15 protein-coding genes are annotated in these 16787 nt (G+C 65.8%); 8 read left to right on the plus strand and 7 right to left on the minus strand.

Annotated elements, in window-relative coordinates:
• From mtgA to QT382_RS16375, 8 genes are all read left to right on the plus strand, one after another.
• Positions 1–741, plus strand: coding sequence for a monofunctional biosynthetic peptidoglycan transglycosylase (gene mtgA / locus QT382_RS16340; protein ID WP_289255153.1), 741 nt, complete (start codon positions 1–3; stop codon positions 739–741).
• A gap of 8 nt (positions 742–749) precedes the next feature.
• Positions 750–1355, plus strand: a complete 606-nt coding sequence (locus QT382_RS16345; protein ID WP_289255154.1) for a hypothetical protein — start codon at positions 750–752, stop codon at positions 1353–1355.
• On the plus strand, positions 1342–1884 hold the full coding sequence (locus QT382_RS16350) for a TlpA disulfide reductase family protein (RefSeq protein ID WP_289255155.1): 543 nt from the start codon (positions 1342–1344) through the stop codon (positions 1882–1884). Before QT382_RS16345 ends, QT382_RS16350 begins: the two co-directional genes overlap by 14 nt.
• Positions 1885–1995: 111 nt before the next feature.
• Positions 1996–2442: a type II 3-dehydroquinate dehydratase gene (aroQ, locus tag QT382_RS16355; protein WP_289255478.1), complete on the plus strand. Its 447-nt coding sequence runs from the start codon at positions 1996–1998 to the stop codon at positions 2440–2442.
• A 71-nt stretch (positions 2443–2513) separates the two neighbouring features.
• The gene (accB, locus tag QT382_RS16360; RefSeq protein WP_289255156.1) at positions 2514–2978 is read left to right on the plus strand and encodes an acetyl-CoA carboxylase biotin carboxyl carrier protein; all 465 of its coding nucleotides are present in this window, start codon (positions 2514–2516) and stop codon (positions 2976–2978) included.
• A gap of 19 nt (positions 2979–2997) precedes the next feature.
• Complete coding sequence (gene accC, locus QT382_RS16365; RefSeq protein WP_289255157.1) at positions 2998–4347, plus strand: acetyl-CoA carboxylase biotin carboxylase subunit; 1350 nt, start codon at positions 2998–3000, stop codon at positions 4345–4347.
• 17 nt (positions 4348–4364) lie between these two features.
• The gene (gene prmA / locus QT382_RS16370; RefSeq protein ID WP_289255479.1) at positions 4365–5261 is read left to right on the plus strand and encodes a 50S ribosomal protein L11 methyltransferase; all 897 of its coding nucleotides are present in this window, start codon (positions 4365–4367) and stop codon (positions 5259–5261) included.
• A gap of 74 nt (positions 5262–5335) precedes the next feature.
• A complete protein-coding gene (locus tag QT382_RS16375) occupies positions 5336–6394 on the plus strand; it encodes a zinc-ribbon and DUF3426 domain-containing protein (RefSeq protein WP_289255158.1) in 1059 nt (352 codons plus the stop codon).
• Between the two features lie 109 nt (positions 6395–6503).
• On the opposite strand, the gene QT382_RS16380 is transcribed toward QT382_RS16375, so the two are convergent.
• The 7 genes from QT382_RS16380 to QT382_RS16410 all read right to left on the minus strand — a co-directional run bounded on the left by QT382_RS16380 (position 6504) and on the right by QT382_RS16410 (position 16742).
• Positions 6504–7088: a histone gene (locus QT382_RS16380; protein WP_289255159.1), complete on the minus strand. Its 585-nt coding sequence runs from the start codon at positions 7086–7088 to the stop codon at positions 6504–6506.
• Between the two features lie 231 nt (positions 7089–7319).
• Positions 7320–8477, minus strand: coding sequence for a ribonucleotide-diphosphate reductase subunit beta (locus tag QT382_RS16385; protein ID WP_289255160.1), 1158 nt, complete (start codon positions 8475–8477; stop codon positions 7320–7322).
• 257 nt (positions 8478–8734) lie between these two features.
• Positions 8735–11590: a ribonucleoside-diphosphate reductase subunit alpha gene (locus QT382_RS16390; protein ID WP_289255480.1), complete on the minus strand. Its 2856-nt coding sequence runs from the start codon at positions 11588–11590 to the stop codon at positions 8735–8737.
• 716 nt (positions 11591–12306) lie between these two features.
• A complete protein-coding gene (locus QT382_RS16395; RefSeq protein WP_289255161.1) occupies positions 12307–13812 on the minus strand; it encodes a sigma-54-dependent transcriptional regulator in 1506 nt (501 codons plus the stop codon).
• Positions 13809–15653 (minus strand): sensor histidine kinase, encoded by a 1845-nt coding sequence (locus QT382_RS16400; RefSeq protein ID WP_289255162.1) that lies wholly within the window; start codon positions 15651–15653, stop codon positions 13809–13811. Before QT382_RS16400 ends, QT382_RS16395 begins: the two co-directional genes overlap by 4 nt.
• Positions 15640–15885, minus strand: a complete 246-nt coding sequence (locus QT382_RS16405) for a PP0621 family protein (protein ID WP_289255163.1) — start codon at positions 15883–15885, stop codon at positions 15640–15642. Before QT382_RS16405 ends, QT382_RS16400 begins: the two co-directional genes overlap by 14 nt.
• A 32-nt stretch (positions 15886–15917) precedes the next feature.
• Positions 15918–16742, minus strand: coding sequence for a cytochrome C assembly family protein (locus tag QT382_RS16410; RefSeq protein ID WP_289255164.1), 825 nt, complete (start codon positions 16740–16742; stop codon positions 15918–15920).
• Positions 16743–16787: the final 45 nt, after the last annotated feature.

Here is a 16787-nt window from a genome sequence, read left to right on the forward strand (position 1 = left end):
ATGCTGAAGCAAGCCCTGCGTCTGCTGATCCTGCTGCTGCTGGGCGTGCTGTCGCTGCAGCTGTATTTCGCCGGCCGCATCGCCCTGATGCGGGTACTGGGGCCGGAATCGACCAGCTTCCAGCGCTCCGAGATGTGGCGCCTGGCGGTCGAGAAGCACCAGCTGCTGTGGAGCCAGCAATGGGTGGACAAGGCCGAAATCTCGCCGCAGTTGCGCCGGGCGGTCATCGCCAGCGAGGACGCCGGCTTTGCCGACCATGGCGGGGTCGATTGGGACGCGATGGAAAAGGCCTGGGAGAAGAACCAGCGGGAACAGGCCCGGGCCGACAAGCGATCCGCCCGCAACCCGGTCGCCGCCGCCAAGCCGGCAGCCAAGGTGGTAGGCGGCTCCACCATCACCCAGCAACTGGCCAAGAACCTGTTCCTGTCCAGCGAACGCAACCTCGCGCGCAAGGGCCAGGAGTTCGCGATCACGCTGATGCTGGAGGCGCTGCTGGACAAGCAGCGCATCCTGGAGATCTATCTGAACAATGTGGAATGGGGCGAAGGCCTGTTCGGCGCCCAGGCGGCGGCCCGTCACTACTTCCATATTGATGCCCGCCAGCTGAGCCCCAACCAGGCTGCCCGGCTGGCGGTGATGCTGCCGGCGCCCAAGCGCTTCGAGAAGCGGCCTTCCTCGCCCTATGTGCTGGGCCGTGCCGCGACCATAGAGGCGCGGATGCCGGCGGTCGAGTTACCCTGAGCGCCGTCATGAGCAGCCAGCAGAGCCAGGAGATCGCCGCCACCGCCGCGCGGCTGGTGGTGGAGGAAGGTCTGGAATACGGACCGGCCAAGCAGCGCGCCGTCCGCCAGCTGGGCCTGGGCCGCCAGGCCGATCTGCCTGACAACGACGAGCTGGAAGACCAGGTGCGCGACTACCTGGCCCTGTTCTGCGCCGACACCCAGCCGGCCGAGCTGGCTGCGCTGCGCTCGCTGGCCGCGGTCTGGATGGAGCGGCTGGCCGAGTTCCGGCCCCATCTGACCGGCGCCGTCTGGCGCGGCACGGCCACGCGGCTGTCCAACATTCACCTGCAGCTGTTCTGCGACGACAGCAAGTCGGCCGAGATCGGCCTGATCAACCAGGGCGTGGACTACGAGGTTGGCAGCGCCACGGTCCGCGGCAAGCAGATCGACGTGCTGGGCCTGTCCGTGCTTTGCCGGGAACTGGGCGAACCGGTCATCCTGCAGCTGAGCATCCTGGACCACGACGACCTGCGCGGTGCGCTCAAGCCCGACTCGCGCGGCCGCAGCGAGCGCGGCGACCTGGCGGCGCTGCGCCAGCTGATCAAGAAGGAAGAAGAGCATGAGCAGCCCTGAATCCGGCCCCGGCCGGCGCAAGCTGGTGATAGGCGTAGGCTTGGCCGCCGCCGCTGCCGGCATCGCGGTCGCCTGGCGTCAGCAGGCCAAGCCGGCCCAGCCCGACCCGGCGCTGGAAGCCTTCTGGTCGTCCAGCTTCGACCAGCCCGGCGGCGGCAAGCTGGCCCTGGCCGGCCTGCGCGGCCAGCCGGTGCTGGTCAACTTCTGGGCCACCTGGTGCCCGCCCTGCGTCAAGGAGCTGCCGGAGCTGGACCGCTTCCACCAGGCCTGGGGTCCCAAGGGCTGGCGGGTGGTCGGCCTGGCCATCGACCAGGTCGAGGCGGTGCAGAAATTCCTGGCCAAGCTGCCCCTGGGTTTCGACCTGGGAGTCACCGGATTGACCGGTGCCGAGCTGGCGCGCACACTCGGCAACCCCAGCGGCGGCCTGCCGTTCAGCGTGGCTTTCGGCACGGACGGCCGGGTGTTTTGGCGCAAGCTCGGGCCCACCACGCTCGAAGAGCTGGCCAACATGGCCAGCTCAAAGGCCTGAACGCGTCAAGCGATATATTTCTGCCTAGTTGGCGGAAATGGCGTCTAAAAAGCGTAAAGTCCGGCCCTTCTCGCTTCTAGTGTCCACGCTCTAATGAGTCAGGACGCGTCGCTGATGCAAATTCTGGTACTTCACGGACCCAATCTGAACCTCCTTGGCAACAGGGAGCCGCAGATCTATGGTTCGCGAACTTTGGCTGAAATCGATGCCGATCTCGTGGAGATCGCAGCGAAAGCTGGAGTCCAGCTGGAATGCTTCCAGAGCAACCATGAAGGTGCCCTGGTCGACCGCATCCAGGCGGCGGGTCGGGACGGATGCCGCTTCGTGATCATCAATCCGGCCGCCTACACCCACACAAGCGTCGCGATCCGCGATGCGCTGGCCGGGGTGGCGCTGCCCTTCGTCGAAGTCCATCTGTCCAATATCCACAAGCGCGAGCCCTTCCGGCAGCACAGCTATTTCTCCGACCAGGCCGACGGTGTGATCTGCGGCCTCGGGGCGCTGGGCTACCGGCTGGCACTGCAGTACGCGCTCGAGAAGCTGGCCCGACCGGCCTAGGCCACAAGCCTGGTCTCGGGCTCGCCCGGCACTGGAAAACCAATACAACCTATCCCGTTGGAGATGACCTCATGGACCTGCGCAAGCTCAAGACCCTGATCGACCTGGTGTCCGAGTCGAATATTTCGGAACTCGAGATCACCGAGGCCGATGGCAAGGTGCGCATCGTCAAATCGGATGGCACGGTGATGGTGCCCATGGCCCAGGCCATGCCGGCCGCGATGGCCGCCCCCGCCATGGTCGCGCCGCCGCCCGCCGCGCCCGCGGCCGCTCCGGTGGCCGCAGCTCCGGCCGCCGAGACCGGCCACCAGGTCAAATCGCCCATGGTCGGCACCTTCTATCGCTCCAGCAGCCCCAATGCCAAGCCCTTCGTCGAGGTCGGCCAGCAGATCAAGGAAGGCGAGCCGATCTGCATCATCGAAGCGATGAAGATCATGAACGAGATCGAGTCCGACAAGACCGGCACGGTCACCAAGATCCTGGTCGAGAACGGTCAGCCGGTGGAATTCGGCCAGCCGCTGTTCATCGTCGAGTAAACGCGACGGACGATCGATCATGTTCAAGAAGATTCTGATTGCGAACCGGGGGGAGATTGCCCTCCGGATCCAGCGCGCCTGCCGCGAGCTCGGCGTCAAGTCCGTCGTCGTCTATTCGGAAGCCGACCGCGACGCCAAGTACGTGAAGCTGGCCGACGAGGCCGTCTGCATTGGCCCGGCGCCATCGGCCCAGAGCTACCTCAGCATGCCTGCCATCATTGCCACGGCCGAGGTGACGGATGCCGAAGCCATCCACCCGGGCTACGGCTTCCTGTCGGAGAACGCCGACTTTGCCGAGCGCGTCGAGCGCAGCGGCTTCACCTTCATAGGCCCGACCTCGGACAACATCCGCATGATGGGCGACAAGGTCTCGGCCAAGCAGGCCATGATCCGCGCCGGCGTGCCCTGCGTGCCCGGCTCGGAAGGCGCCCTGCCCGAGGATCCGAAGGAGATCATCAAGATCGCCCGCTCCGTCGGCTACCCGGTGATCATCAAGGCCGCCGGCGGCGGCGGTGGTCGCGGCATGCGCGTGGTCCACACCGAGGCAGCCCTGGTCAACGCGGTGCAGATGACCCGCGCCGAAGCCGGAGCGGCCTTTGGCAATCCGCAGGTCTACATGGAGAAGTTCCTGGAGAACCCGCGCCACGTGGAAATCCAGGTCCTGGCCGACAGCCACAAGAACGCGGTCTGGCTGGGTGAGCGCGACTGCTCCATGCAGCGCCGCCACCAGAAGATCATCGAGGAAGCACCGGCCCCCGGCATTCCGCGCCGGACCATAGAGAAGGTGGGCGACCGCTGCGCCGCCGCCTGCAAGAAGATGGGCTACCGCGGTGCCGGCACCTTCGAGTTCCTGTACGAGAACGGCGAGTTCTACTTCATCGAGATGAACACCCGCGTGCAGGTCGAGCATCCGGTCACCGAGATGGTCACCGGCATCGACATCGTGCAGATGCAGATCCGCATCGCCGCCGGCGAGAAGCTGCCCTTCACCCAGCGCAACATCGAGATGCGCGGCCATGCCATCGAGTGCCGCATCAACGCGGAAGATCCGGTCAAGTTCGTGCCCTCGCCCGGTCGGATCACGACCTGGCATGCGCCGGGCGGCCCCGGCGTGCGCGTGGACTCGCATGCGTACACGAACTACTTCGTGCCGCCCAACTACGACTCGATGATCGGCAAGATCATCTGCCACGGCGACACCCGCGAGCAGGCCATGGCCCGCATGCGCATCGCTCTGTCGGAGACCGTGGTCGAAGGCATCCAGACCAATATCCCGCTGCACCGCGAACTGATGGCCGATGCCAAGTTCATGGAAGGTGGCACCAGCATTCACTATCTTGAAAGCTGGATGAGCGAGCACAAACGCTGATGAGTGAACAGCAAGCCCTGCACGAACTGGTGCTGATCTGCTCGGAAGATTCGGTCGAGACGGTCAGCGATGCCTTGATGGAGGTCGACGCCCTGTCGGTCTCGGTCGAGGATGCCGATGCCGACACCGACGCCGAGAAGGCGCTGTTCGGCGAACCGGGCATGCCGGTCGCGCGCAGCGGCTGGCAGCGCTCGGTCGTGCGGGCGCTGTTCGCCAGCGAGGCCGAGGCCACCGAATGCGCCACGCTGCTGCTGGCCCAGGACTGGGCCACGGACGTGCATGTGCAGACCATCCAGCAGGTGCCCGAGCAGGACTGGGTGCGCCTGACCCAGTCGCAGTTCGCGCCGGTCGAGATCACGCCCGAGTTCTGGATCGTGCCTTCGTGGCACGAGGCACCGGCCCAGGCCGTCAAGGTGATGCGCCTGGATCCGGGCCTGGCCTTCGGCACCGGCACGCACCCGACCACGCGCATGTGCCTGCGCTGGATCGCCGGCCATGGCGACAACAACCAGCCCTGGAAGCGCGTGCTCGACTACGGCTGCGGCTCGGGCATCCTCGCCATCGGCGCGGCCCTGCATGGCGCACAGAACATTGACGCCGTCGACATCGATCCGGCCGCCGTCATCTCCAGCGAGGCCAATGCGGCCGCCAACAAGGTGTCGCTCAAAGCGGCACTGCCCGATGCTGCACAAGGCGAGTACCCGCTGGTGCTGGCCAACATCCTGGCCACGCCGCTGAAGCTGCTGGCACCGCTGCTCTGCGCCCATGTCGCGCCCGGCGGCCATCTGGTGCTGGCCGGCATCCTCGAGCGCCAGGCCGACGAGCTGAAGCAGGCCTATGCGCCCTGGCTGCAGCTCGAGGTCAGCGACAGCGAGGACGGCTGGATCCTGATGACCGCCCGTCGTCCGGGCTGAGCCTCGATGAGAGGACGGCTTGAGGGTCGCCCTGGGGTCTGGTCTTGCCAACCCCATGGCATGATTCGATCCCGATGAACCTTGCCACCCGTTGCACTGCCTGCGGCACCATCTTCCGCGTGGTGCAGGACCAGCTGCGTGTCTCCGACGGCTGGGTTCGCTGCGGCCGCTGCGCCGAGGTCTTCGACGCCCGCGAGCAGCTGTTCGACATGGACCGCGAGCCGCCGCCCCCCTGGCCGGCCACGCCGGCCGCCGCACCGGCTGCAACCCGGCGCGAGTCCGAGGCCCTCGAGCCTGAGGCACCACCGCCGGCACCACCACCTCAGCCCGCTTGGACCGAGGACGATTCGCACTACGAAGAGCCCGTCGAAGAGCCGGAAGCGCCGCCTCCTGCAGCGCCTGTGACTGCGCCTGCACCTGAGCCCATGACGGCAGGTCCGCGAGAACCGCATTTCGATGCGGACCCGGTGTTCGCCGATGATCCCGAGCCGTCGATGGATGCGCCGGTGATCGCCATCGATCCCAGGCCGGACGTGGTGCTGGATCCTCGGCTGAATGAGATCGCCGCCGAACCTGCGGTCACGACCTCGCCTGCCACCACGGCAACGGCTGCCGCGGCGCCAACGCCGGAATTCCTGCGCAAGGCCCAGGCCCAGGAGCGCTGGCAGCGACCGGGCGTGCGGATCTCGCTCGGGCTCGGTTGCCTGCTGATGCTGGGCCTGCTCGCAGCCCAGTTCACCTGGCAGTTCCGCGACATGCTGGCCAGCCAATATCCAGCCCTGGCGCCCACGCTGCGCACGGCCTGCGAAAGCCTGGGGTGCAAGATCCAGCCCTGGCGCCACATCGAATCGCTGTCGGTCGAGCAGAGCTCGCTCACGCAGGCCGGCTCCGGCAATCACTACAAGCTGGGCCTGAGCCTGCGCAACAAGTCGGACAGCGAGCTGGCCCTGCCCTGGGTCGAGCTGAATCTCACCGACGCCGGCGGCCAGTTGGTGGCGCGGCGCATGATCTCGCCGGCAGATTTCAATCTGAAGGCCGACCGCATCGCGGCCCGCGGTGAACAACCGCTGCAGCTGGTGTTCGGCAGCAGCCAGCGGGTCAGTGGCTACACGGTCGAGATCTTCTACCCCTGATCGTGAGCGGGAGGTCGGCGCCATGCCGGCCCGCCATCGCCACAGATCCAAGCGCCCATAAAAAAACCCGGCCGAGGCCGGGTTTCACAAGCGCCTAGCGGCGCTCCATTCAGGGCTTGTTGCCCGTCGGGAACGGCCATGCGGCTTGCGGGCTCAGTGCCGTCTTGGCAGCAGGAGCGGGCGCAGCAGCGGCAGGCTTGGCGGCCGGGGCAGCCTTCTTGGCAGCGGGCTTCGCAGCAGGCTTAGCAGCGGCAGGCTTCGCAGCGGCAGGCTTGGCAGCAGCCTTCTTAGGAGCAGCGGCCTTCTTGGCAGCAGGCTTCTTAGGAGCAGCGGCCTTCTTGGCAGCAGGCTTCTTGGCAGCGGCGGCCTTCTTGGGAGCAGCAGCCTTCTTGGCCGGTGCAGCCTTCTTGGCAGCGGGCTTCTTGGCCGGAGCAGCCTTCTTAGGAGCAGCAGCCTTCTTGGCCGGTGCAGCCTTCTTGGCAGCGGGCTTCTTGGCCGGAGCAGCCTTCTTGGGAGCTGCAGCCTTCTTGGCCGGAGCAGCCTTCTTGGCAGCGGGCTTCTTAGCCGGAGCAGCCTTCTTGGCCGGAGCGGCCTTCTTTGCCGGAGCAGCCTTCTTGGCCGCGGGCTTCTTGGCCGGAGCGGCCTTCTTGGCGGGAGCGGCCTTCTTGGCCGGTGCCTTCTTTGCAGTTGCCATCACAGTTCTCCTTGATCAAGGTAAGAAACACTGCCCGCTGCCGACGACGTCGGTGCTCGAACAGTCATCCACCACCCGAAGGTCGCCCAGGAGGAGCGCCCCGGTGCGGTGAATTGGTTTGCGTCCCGCCTTGCCCCGGCTTCTATCTAGGTGGCCGGAGTCTGGGGCGAATCGCCAATCTCAAGAATTCATTCGGAATGAGCGATGCAAGGGCACTGGCCTCGCTTCAACTCAATCCCAGGACAGTGCGCCACCGGATTGGTATTCGATGACGCGCGTCTCGAAGAAATTACGTTCCTTCTTCAGGTCGATCATTTCGCTCATCCACGGGAACGGGTTTTCCTCGTTCGGGAAGAGCTCCTCAAGGCCGATCTGCACCGCACGACGGTTGGCGATGAAGCGCAGATAGCCCTTGAACATGGAAGCATTGAGGCCCAGCACGCCGCGCGGCATGGTGTCCTCGGCATAGCGGTACTCGAGCTCGACGGCCTTCAGGAACAGGGCCTTGATCTCAGCCTTGAACTGGGCGTTCCAGAGCTGCGGGTTCTCGAGCTTGATCTGGTTGATCAGGTCGATGCCGAAATTGCAGTGCATGGACTCGTCGCGCAGGATGTACTGGTACTGCTCGGCAGCGCCGGTCATCTTGTTCTGGCGACCCATGGCCAGGATCTGGGTGAAGCCCACGTAGAAGAACAGGCCTTCCATCAGGCAGGCGAAAACGATCAGCGACTTCAGCAGCGTCTGGTCGTTCTCCAACGTGCCGGTCTTGAAGTCCGGATTCATGATCGCGTCGATGAACGGGATCAAGAACTCGTCCTTGTCGCGGATCGACTTCACCTCGTTGTAGGCGTTGAAGATCTCGCTCTCGTCCAGGCCGAGCGACTCGACGATGTATTGGTAGGCGTGGGTGTGAATCGCTTCCTCGAAGGCCTGGCGCAGCAGGAACTGGCGGCATTCGGGCGCGGTAATGTGCCGGTAGGTGCCCAGCACGATGTTGTTGGCGGCCAGCGAATCGGCGGTGACGAAGAAGCCGAGGTTGCGCTTGATGATGCGGCGCTCATCTTCGGTCAGACCGTTCGGGTCCTTCCAGAGCGCGATGTCGCGCGACATGTTCACTTCCTGCGGCATCCAGTGGTTGGCGCAGGTGGCGAGGTATTTTTCCCAGGCCCACTTGTACTTGAACGGCACCAGCTGGTTGACGTCAGTGGCGCCGTTGATGATGCGCTTGTCAGCGGCCTTCACGCGGCGCTCGGTGTGAGCGACGGGAGCCGAAACAGCGGGGGCGGAATGCGAGGGGGAGACTGAGGCGCTCGCGACCTGAGCAAGGCTCGGTGCGACATTCGGAGTGACTCTTGGAGCGGGCTTCAGTTCTTCTTCCCAATCAAGCATGGTGGGCTTCCTATCGAGGCGAATTATCAGAGTGTTGTGTTCAAACACCAAGGACTTCTTGACATCAATTCCGCTTCGCTGTTGCTCGAGTGCATCGACTTCTGATGCAGCTCGCGCCTCGCGCCGCGCTTCGAATCAAGCGTTCATCGATGCATCCACAAAAAGGGCCGTCGCCGTTTTGCATCGATGAACACTGGGTTCTCTCGCGATGAGGGAAAAACGTGGCCGCCCTTGCGGCCACGTTTCATCTCACCGATTTACTGGCAAGCCTCGCAGTCCGGGTTATCAATCGAGCAGAACTTGATATCGGTTGCAGGTGTGGCGTCTTGCGCAACAGAGGCCGTCTCGACAGCAGCCGGAGCCGCATGGATTGCGCCGCTTGAGCTCGACACCGAGTTGAGCTGACCCGACTTCGTGACCGTGCTCTTCTCGATCGAAGAGGCGCTGATGGTGCGCAGGTAGTAGGTCGTCTTCAGGCCGCGCAACCAGGCGAGCTTGTAGGTCTCGTCCAGCTTCTTGCCCGAAGCGCCGGCCATGTAGATGTTCAGGCTCTGCGCCTGGTCGATCCACTTCTGGCGACGCGCTGCGGCTTCCACCAGCCACTCGGTCTCGACCTCGAAGGCCGTGGCGTACAGGTTCTTCAGCTCTTCAGGCACGCGGTCGATGCGACGCAGCGAACCATCGAAGTGCTTCAGGTCCATCACCATCACGTCGTCCCACAGGCCCAGCTTCTTCAAGTCGCGGACCAGGGCTTCGTTGATGACGGTGAACTCGCCCGACAGGTTGGACTTGACCGAGAGATTGCCGAAGCAAGGCTCGATCGAGGCATCCACGCCGATGATGTTGGAGATGGTCGCGGTCGGAGCGATGGCGACGCAGTTGCTGTTGCGCATGCCGTGCTCGGCGATGCGGCCGCGCAGCGAGTTCCAGTCCATGGTCTGGCTGCGGTCCACCTCGACGTAGCCACCGCGGGCTTCGGCCAGCAGGTCCAGCGAATCGATCGGCAGGATGCCGCGGTCCCACAGCGAGCCGCGATAGCTGGAATAGCGACCACGCTCTTGCGCCAGCTCGGTCGAAGCCCAGTAGGCGTAGTAGCAGACGGCTTCCATCGAACGGTCGGCGAACTCCACCGCCTCTTGCGAGGCATAGGGCGTGCGCAGCGCGTACAGCGCGTCCTGGAAGCCCATGATGCCCAGGCCGACCGGACGGTGACGCAGGTTGGAATCGCGGGCCTTCTTGACGGCGTAGTAGTTGATGTCGATGACGTTGTCGAGCATGCGCATCGCCGTCGCCACCGTCTTCTTCAGCTTGGCATGGTCGATGCCGCCATCCTTCAGATGCTGCTTCAGGTTGACCGAGCCCAGATTGCAGACCGCGATTTCGCTGTCATTGGTGTTCAGCGTGATCTCGGTGCACAGATTCGACGAGTGCACCACGCCCACGTGCTGCTGCGGCGAACGCACATTGCAGGCGTCCTTGAAGGTGATCCAGGGATGGCCGGTCTCGAACAGCATCGAGAGCATCTTGCGCCACAGGTCCTTGGCCGGCATGCGCTTGAACAGCTTCAGCTCGCCACGGTCGGCCTTGGCTTCATAGGCGGTGTAGGCGGCTTCGAATTCCTTGCCGAACAGGTCGTGCAAGTCCGGGCAGGTGGACGGCGAGAAAAGCGTCCAGTCGCCACCGTCCATCACGCGGCGCATGAACAGGTCGGGAATCCAGTTCGCCGTGTTCATGTCGTGGGTGCGGCGGCGGTCGTCGCCGGTGTTTTTGCGCAGTTCCAGGAACTCTTCGATGTCCAGGTGCCAGGACTCCAGATAGGCGCAGACGGCGCCCTTGCGCTTGCCGCCCTGGTTCACGGCCACGGCCGTGTCGTTCACCACCTTCAGGAACGGCACCACGCCTTGCGACTTGCCGTTCGTGCCCTTGATGTGCGAGCCCAGCGCGCGCACCGGGGTCCAGTCGTTGCCCAGGCCGCCGGCGAACTTGGACAGCAGCGCGTTTTCCTTCAGTGCCTCGTAGATGCCGTCCAGGTCGTCAGCCACCGTCGTCAGATAGCAGCTCGACAGCTGCGAGCGGCGGGTGCCGGAGTTGAACAGCGTCGGCGTGCTCGACATGAAGTCGAAGCTCGACAGCACTTCATAGAACTCGATGGCGCGGGCTTCGCGGTCGATCTCGTTCAGCGCCAGGCCCATGGCCACGCGCATGAAGAAGGCCTGGGGCATCTCGATGCGACGACCCTCGACGTGCAGGAAGTAGCGATCGAACAGGGTCTGCAGGCCCAGGTAGTCGAACTGGAAGTCGCGGTCGGCCTTCAGCGCGCCGCCCAGCTTGGCCAGGTCGTACTGGGCCAGCTTCTCGTCCAGCAATTCGGCCTGGATGCCCTTCTTGATGAATTGCGGGAAGTACTCGGCATAGCGCGAATGCATCTCGGCCTGCGTCACTTCCTCGCCCAGGATTTCCTTGCGGACCGTGTGCATCAGCAGACGCGCCGTGGCCTGGCTGTAGCTGGGGTCCTTCTCGATCAGGGTACGGGCGGCCAGGATGGCGGCCTTGTAGACCTCGTCGATGGGCACGCCGTCGTACAGGTTGCGCTGGGTCTCGGCGAGGATGGGCTCGGCCTTGACGTCGGCACCCAGGCCTTCGCAAGACGAGCTGATCAGGGCCGAGAGCTTGGCCAGGTCCAGCGGCACGCGCTGGCCACCATCGACGACGAACAGCTCGGGCTGGACTTGCTTGGCAGCCACCGTCTCGCCCTGGCGCAGGCGCTCCTGCGAACGGCGCTCGCGGTACAGCACATAGGCGCGGGCCACTTCATGGTGGCCGCCGCGCATCAGGCCCAGTTCGACATGGTCCTGCACATCTTCAATATGGAAGGTGCCGCCGCTGGGACGCGAACGCAGCAGCGCGCGCACCACGCTCTCGGTCAGTGCATCCACCGTCTCGCGCACGCTGGCCGAAGCAGCACCGCTGGTGCCGTGCACCGCCAGGAAGGCCTTCATCAGGGCCACGGCGATCTTGCTTGGCTCGAACGAGACCACCGCGCCGTTGCGGCGGATGATCTGGTACGCGGCGTACGTCGACTGCGGTGCCGCGGCGCTGTCGATGCCGACCATGCGGCTGGCGCCTTCGGCGACGGCGGGCTGGGCGAGGTTGGTATGCATATCGGTCGAATTCCTTGTCTTGCTTCTGGTTCGAATCGGAATGGCAAAGCCGCGGCGGCACTGCGGCTGCAGCCGTGGCTTCATCTGGGTCTTGGTTCGGGGCCGCTCCCTGCGCCGCGCACGAGACGCGGGCAAGAGCCCCAGGGTTCCTGCAATCTGCCGTCAAGGATGAACAGCGGATCACCGGCCGATGCCTGGCCCCAGGATCCGCTCGCTGCGGGCGCAGCGTGGTCTGGAATGTCTCCGGGAACAGCTTTTGAGACGGGCATTGCGGTCTGGAACCGAGTCAGCAGGATAGCACGAAAGGACACTATATCTGGGGGTAGATGACCCTTCAAGCACTACCAATAGCGTGCGAACCCCGTTGACCTAGGGGTATGAAATCGCTAGCCGAGAGTCCGTTTGGCGGTCATTGCGCCAGGTCTTGCCTGGCTTGATCGCGAGCCATGCGCGTGCTGTTCGGCACCTGCGCGCTGCAGCCCGCGCCAATGCTGGCTTGCAGCGCGAAATGGCGTGCAAAGCCGCGTCAATCGGTGCTTTGCTTTCGCGGGTCCGGCCTGCGCCTGGGGCTGGGACAGTGCTCCCCGGATGTCTGTCGAGTGCTCACGCTGTAACAAGTGGCAAGCCACCACTAGGGATAGCCTGGGGCCCTCGCAAACCCTTGGGCTTCAGCTGTCGCCGCCGCCCTCGCCCACCGTGATGCCCAGCCGCGCCATGCGGTAGCGGATCTGCCGTAGCGACAGGCCCAGCGCGGCACCAGCCGCCGTGCGGTTGTAGCGATGCCGTTCCAGGGCACGCACCAGGATGTCGCGCTCGACCTCGTCCAGGAACAGGGCCAGGTCTTGCGGCAGCTGGACCACCTCCAGCGGGGCAGGCTGGGTTGGCGGCAGGCTGGCCAGCGGATCGTCAAGCGTGGCGAACTGCGAGTCGTCCAGCGCGGCGTCCGGCAAGTCCAGGTCCTCGGCATCGATGGTCTCGCCGCCCGACAGGGCCAGCGCGCGATGCAGCAGGTTCTCGAGCTCTCGCACATTGCCGGGGAAGGCATAGCGCGCCAGCTGGCCCAGAGCCTCGCCGGTCAGGCGCGGCGGTGGTGAGACGCCGGCGTCGCGGGCGATGCGCTCCAGTACCCGTTCGCTGATCGCCCCCAGGTCCTCGATGCGTTCGCGCAGCGGCGGCACGCGGATCTGGATCACATTGAGCCGGTAGAACAAGTCCTGGCGGAAGCGCCCCGCGGCCACCTCGGCACCCAGGTCCTTGTGGGTGGCGCTGACGATGCGCACATTGACCGGCGCTTCGCTGACCGCTCCTATCGGGCGCACCGAGCGCTCCTGGATGGCGCGAAGCAGCTTGCTCTGCATGGCCAGCGGCAGGTCGCCGATCTCGTCGAGGAACAGCGTGCCGCCATGCGCGGCCTTGAAAAAACCGTCCCGGTCCTCGTTGGCGCCTGTGAAAGCGCCCTTGCGGTAGCCGAAAAACTCGGCCTCAAGCAATTGCTCCGGGATGGCGCCGCAGTTCACCGCGACGAAGGGGCCCACGGCGCGGGCTCCGGCATCGTGGATCGCCCTGGACACCAACTCCTTGCCGGTACCCGATTCGCCTTGGAGCAGCACCGGCGCCATGCTGCGCGCGACCTTGCCTATCAGCGCCCGTACCTGGCGCATCGCCGAAGACTCGCCGGCCAGCCGCTGCAACGCCGACTTCAGCGCAGCACTTTCCTCGCCAGCCGCAGGCTCGGTCGGGATATCGACCACTGGCGTCGCGGGCTTGCTCGAACCGCGCACCGGACTGGGCGCCTCGGCCCTGGGACCACGGCCCAGCGCCGCAGCCACGACCATGCGGAACTGGCGCAGGTCCACCGGCTTGGTCAGATAGTCATAGGCCCCGGCCTTCAGCGCCTCGACCGCGTTCTCCGGCGAGCCGAAGGCCGTGATCACCAGGGTCTTCTCGTCACGAGCCTGGCGTTCCAGCCAGTTCAGCACGTCGAGGCCACTGCCATCGGGCAGCTTCATGTCGGTGATCACGGCGCTGAAGCGACGTGCCTGCAGTCGTTCCAGGGCGGCCTCCACCGTGCCGGCCGTCTCGAGTTCATAGCCCTCGCGCAGCAAGGTCAGCTCATAGAGCGTCAGCAGGTCGGGTTCGTCATCGATGACCAGCAGGCTTTGTTGGGCACTCATGCGGTGACTGCAGTGGAAGCGCTGATGCTGCGATTCAGGCTCAGCAGGAATTCATTGCCCGCCGACTTCGCGTCGCCATCGTGGCGGCGGTAGTCGATGCGGGCGCCATAGCGCTCGCAGAGCTCGCGGCAAATATACAAGCCCAGTCCGCTGCCCCGGCTGCGGGTCGAGAAGAAGGGCTCGAACAGGTGGCGCTCGACCTCGGGCGCGATGGGTGCGCCGAGATTGAAGACCGACAACACGACCGCACCATCGTTGCCGGACCGCAGGCTCACCCGCAGCGCCGCAGCCTGTCGCGGCGCATGGCGCAAGCCGTTGTCCAGCAGATTGATGACCACGCGCCGAAGATGCTCCGGCTCGAACTGCGCCCAGCAGCTGCTGGACGGCAATTCCAGTCTCAGCAGGCCGCCGACCTCGTGGCCCAGGCCATTGGTGCGAGCCCAGTCAGCACAGATGTCGGGCAGCAACCTGGCAAGGTCCAGCGGCACGGCCTGCGGTGGCCTTCCGGGCGCGAGCTCCATCACGTCATCGACGATTCGCTTCAGGCGGTCCACATTGGCCGCCACCATGCTGGTCAGCTTGCGTTGCTGGGCATCGTCCGCGTCTTCGGCCATCAGTGCATTGGCCTGTGCGATGGCGGCCAGCGGATTGCGGATCTCATGGGCGATGCCGGCCGACACCCGGCCCATGGCCGCGAGTTTCTCCTGGCGGCTGCGCGCCAGGACGGTGCGGTGGTCCTCGATGAAGAGAACGCAAAGATCTTCGCCGGCCTGGCTCTCGCGCGAGCGCGTGAAGCGCATGCGCAGCCGCAGCCCGCGCTGCGATTCAGGTCCGAAGCGCAGCACGATGTCGCGCCCCTCCTCCGGCCAGCTGCCTTCAAGGAAGGCCTGCTCCACCGAGCGCACCAGACCGTCCCAGGCTCCTACACCACGCAATTGAAATGGCGCCGTGCGTGCCGGCTGCCGCTCTCCCAACAAGGCCCGAGCCGATGGATTGGCGGCACGGACGCGGCCGCGCCGGTCCACCACCAGCACGCCCTCCTGCATCTCGTCTATCACCAGGCGGCTGAGCTGGGCCTGCTGACGCGCCAGTTCCAGGCTGCCGCGCGCAGCACGCTCCTCGCGCGCCAGGCGGCTCGCAAGCTCGCTGGCCAGCAGGCCGATCACGAACAGGCCTATGCCGGTCATGCCGGCCTGGGTCAGCCGCAGGTCGGGCTCGAGGCCAAATACATAATTCCAGCCGGCCGTGCCCAGCATCAGCAGGGCGGCGATGGCCGCGGTCGCCAGGGTAAGCAGTCGAGGCGTCAACACGCCGGCCATCAGCACTGGCATCACGAACAGGGCGCCGTAGTTGACGCTGGCCTGATGGTCCGTGGCATGCAGCAGGCCGAACAGCAGCAGGTCGAAACCAATGCTGGCCAGCCATTGCGGGCTGTTCAGCCGTGACAGCGTCTGGGCCGAGGCACTGCGCTGTACCCGTGGCAACAGCCAAAGCGCCGTGGCCTCAAAGGCATAGAAGCTGCAGACCAGCAAGGCCCAGCGCGGCGCCGTGGCACCAATCGCGGTGGCCAGCAACAGCGTGGCGACCAAGGCCAGGCCAAGTGCCATGCGCGCGCCCAGGAAGGCGCGGTAAAGCCTCAGGAAGGCGCTGCCACCGGCATTGACCAAGCGCCGCGGCTGCTGAACGAAGAACTGGGCATCCTCCCCTACCGTGCTGCTGCGTGGCAGGGCTTCATCCAGCGCGCCGGCTTCGCTGTCGCCCAGGCCCGGCCCGAACCATGAGGGGCGCGAATCTTCGCCCGCGCCCGGCAGGTCGCCGACCCGGGCGTTATTCGCCGCCATGGGCAGCCTCGTAGGCCGCACGATGGGCCGCGCTGCAGAACACCCCCCCGCGCCCCGGCATCGCTTCCGCCTCGGGCAGGTGCAGGCCGCATTGGGCGCAGGACACCATGTTCTTGGGGCTGGCCGGCTGGGGTGGCGGCGCTGGAGGCTGTACCGGGCCGGCGCGCCGCTTGGCGCCCAGCTTCCAGAACACCAGGGCCACCAGGGCGAGCAGGAGCAGGAACTTGAACATCGTCGGATTGAAGAACTTCGCTGCCTTCTTGATCAGCCGCCCGCCGAGCGCTGCAGCAGCACCTCGAGCACGAAACGCGATCCGGCATAGGCCAGGAGCAACAGGGCTGCACCGAAATACAGCCAGCGTGTCGCGCGACGGCCGCGCCAGCCCAGCACTTGGCGGCCGGTCAACAGGCCGGTCAGCACCAGCCAGCCGAGCACGGACAGCAGGGTCTTGTGGTCCCAGCGCCAATGCGGCGTGAACCACCACCCCAGCAGGATGGCCAGCGACAGCACGGCAACTCCGGCGGCCACGAACTGGAAGGTCAGGCGCTCCAGACGCAGCAGCGGCATGCCGGCGCCGCTGTTCACCATGGCTGCGGCCTTCTTGTCTCGCAGCTGACGTTCAGCGCGGTTCCACATCGCCGCATGCAGGACCGCCACGCCGAACAAGCCATAGGAGGCCAGGCCCAGCACCCAATGCAACGGTGCCCAGGGCGAAACCGCGGTCGGGCGGCTTTCACCGGGAAAGACCAAGGCCAGCACACAAGCCGCCGCAGCCAACAGCGCCAGCACACGGCGGGCGCCTGGCAAGGGCAGGAAGCGGCTCTCGACCAGATAGACCGCCAGCACCAACCAGCAGGTCATGGACAGCGCCGGCGCGAAACCAAACCGAGCCCCGGTGACTACGCCTCCCAGGCCGGAGATGTCCAGCAGCAAGGCCATCGCCTGCGCGACCCAGCCTATGGGAAGTGCCATGCGCAAACGGTCGGCGCGCGCCTCGTCGACCCAGGCCGCCACCCCGTAGGCCAGCACGGCGACCAGGCTGCTTGCGGCCAGGGCCAGAGTGGCGGGAGAGGCGGACGATAAAATCATCGCCACAGTGTACTTATCAGCGGCCGCCCGTCCGGGTGGCGCTAA

Origin of the sequence: Pelomonas sp. SE-A7 (genome assembly GCF_030345705.1) — a bacterium.
Classification (GTDB): domain Bacteria; phylum Pseudomonadota; class Gammaproteobacteria; order Burkholderiales; family Burkholderiaceae_C; genus JAUASW01.

Excerpts from the sequence above, each read along its gene's own strand:
- mtgA (WP_289255153.1), top strand. The coding sequence starts at position 1 with ATGCTGAAGCAAGCCCTGCGTCTGCTGATCCTGCTGCTGCTGGGCGTG.
- QT382_RS16345 (WP_289255154.1), top strand. The coding sequence starts at position 750 with ATGAGCAGCCAGCAGAGCCAGGAGATCGCCGCCACCGCCGCGCGGCTG.
- QT382_RS16350 (WP_289255155.1), top strand. The coding sequence starts at position 1,342 with ATGAGCAGCCCTGAATCCGGCCCCGGCCGGCGCAAGCTGGTGATAGGC.
- accB (WP_289255156.1), top strand. The coding sequence starts at position 2,514 with ATGGACCTGCGCAAGCTCAAGACCCTGATCGACCTGGTGTCCGAGTCG.
- accC (WP_289255157.1), top strand. The coding sequence starts at position 2,998 with ATGTTCAAGAAGATTCTGATTGCGAACCGGGGGGAGATTGCCCTCCGG.
- QT382_RS16375 (WP_289255158.1), top strand. The coding sequence starts at position 5,336 with ATGAACCTTGCCACCCGTTGCACTGCCTGCGGCACCATCTTCCGCGTG.
- QT382_RS16380 (WP_289255159.1), bottom strand. The coding sequence starts at position 7,088 with ATGGCAACTGCAAAGAAGGCACCGGCCAAGAAGGCCGCTCCCGCCAAG.
- QT382_RS16385 (WP_289255160.1), bottom strand. The coding sequence starts at position 8,477 with ATGCTTGATTGGGAAGAAGAACTGAAGCCCGCTCCAAGAGTCACTCCG.
- QT382_RS16390 (WP_289255480.1), bottom strand. The coding sequence starts at position 11,590 with ATGGTCGGCATCGACAGCGCCGCGGCACCGCAGTCGACGTACGCCGCG.
- QT382_RS16395 (WP_289255161.1), bottom strand. The coding sequence starts at position 13,812 with ATGAGTGCCCAACAAAGCCTGCTGGTCATCGATGACGAACCCGACCTG.
- QT382_RS16400 (WP_289255162.1), bottom strand. The coding sequence starts at position 15,653 with ATGGCGGCGAATAACGCCCGGGTCGGCGACCTGCCGGGCGCGGGCGAA.
- QT382_RS16405 (WP_289255163.1), bottom strand. The coding sequence starts at position 15,885 with ATGTTCAAGTTCCTGCTCCTGCTCGCCCTGGTGGCCCTGGTGTTCTGG.
- QT382_RS16410 (WP_289255164.1), bottom strand. The coding sequence starts at position 16,742 with ATGATTTTATCGTCCGCCTCTCCCGCCACTCTGGCCCTGGCCGCAAGC.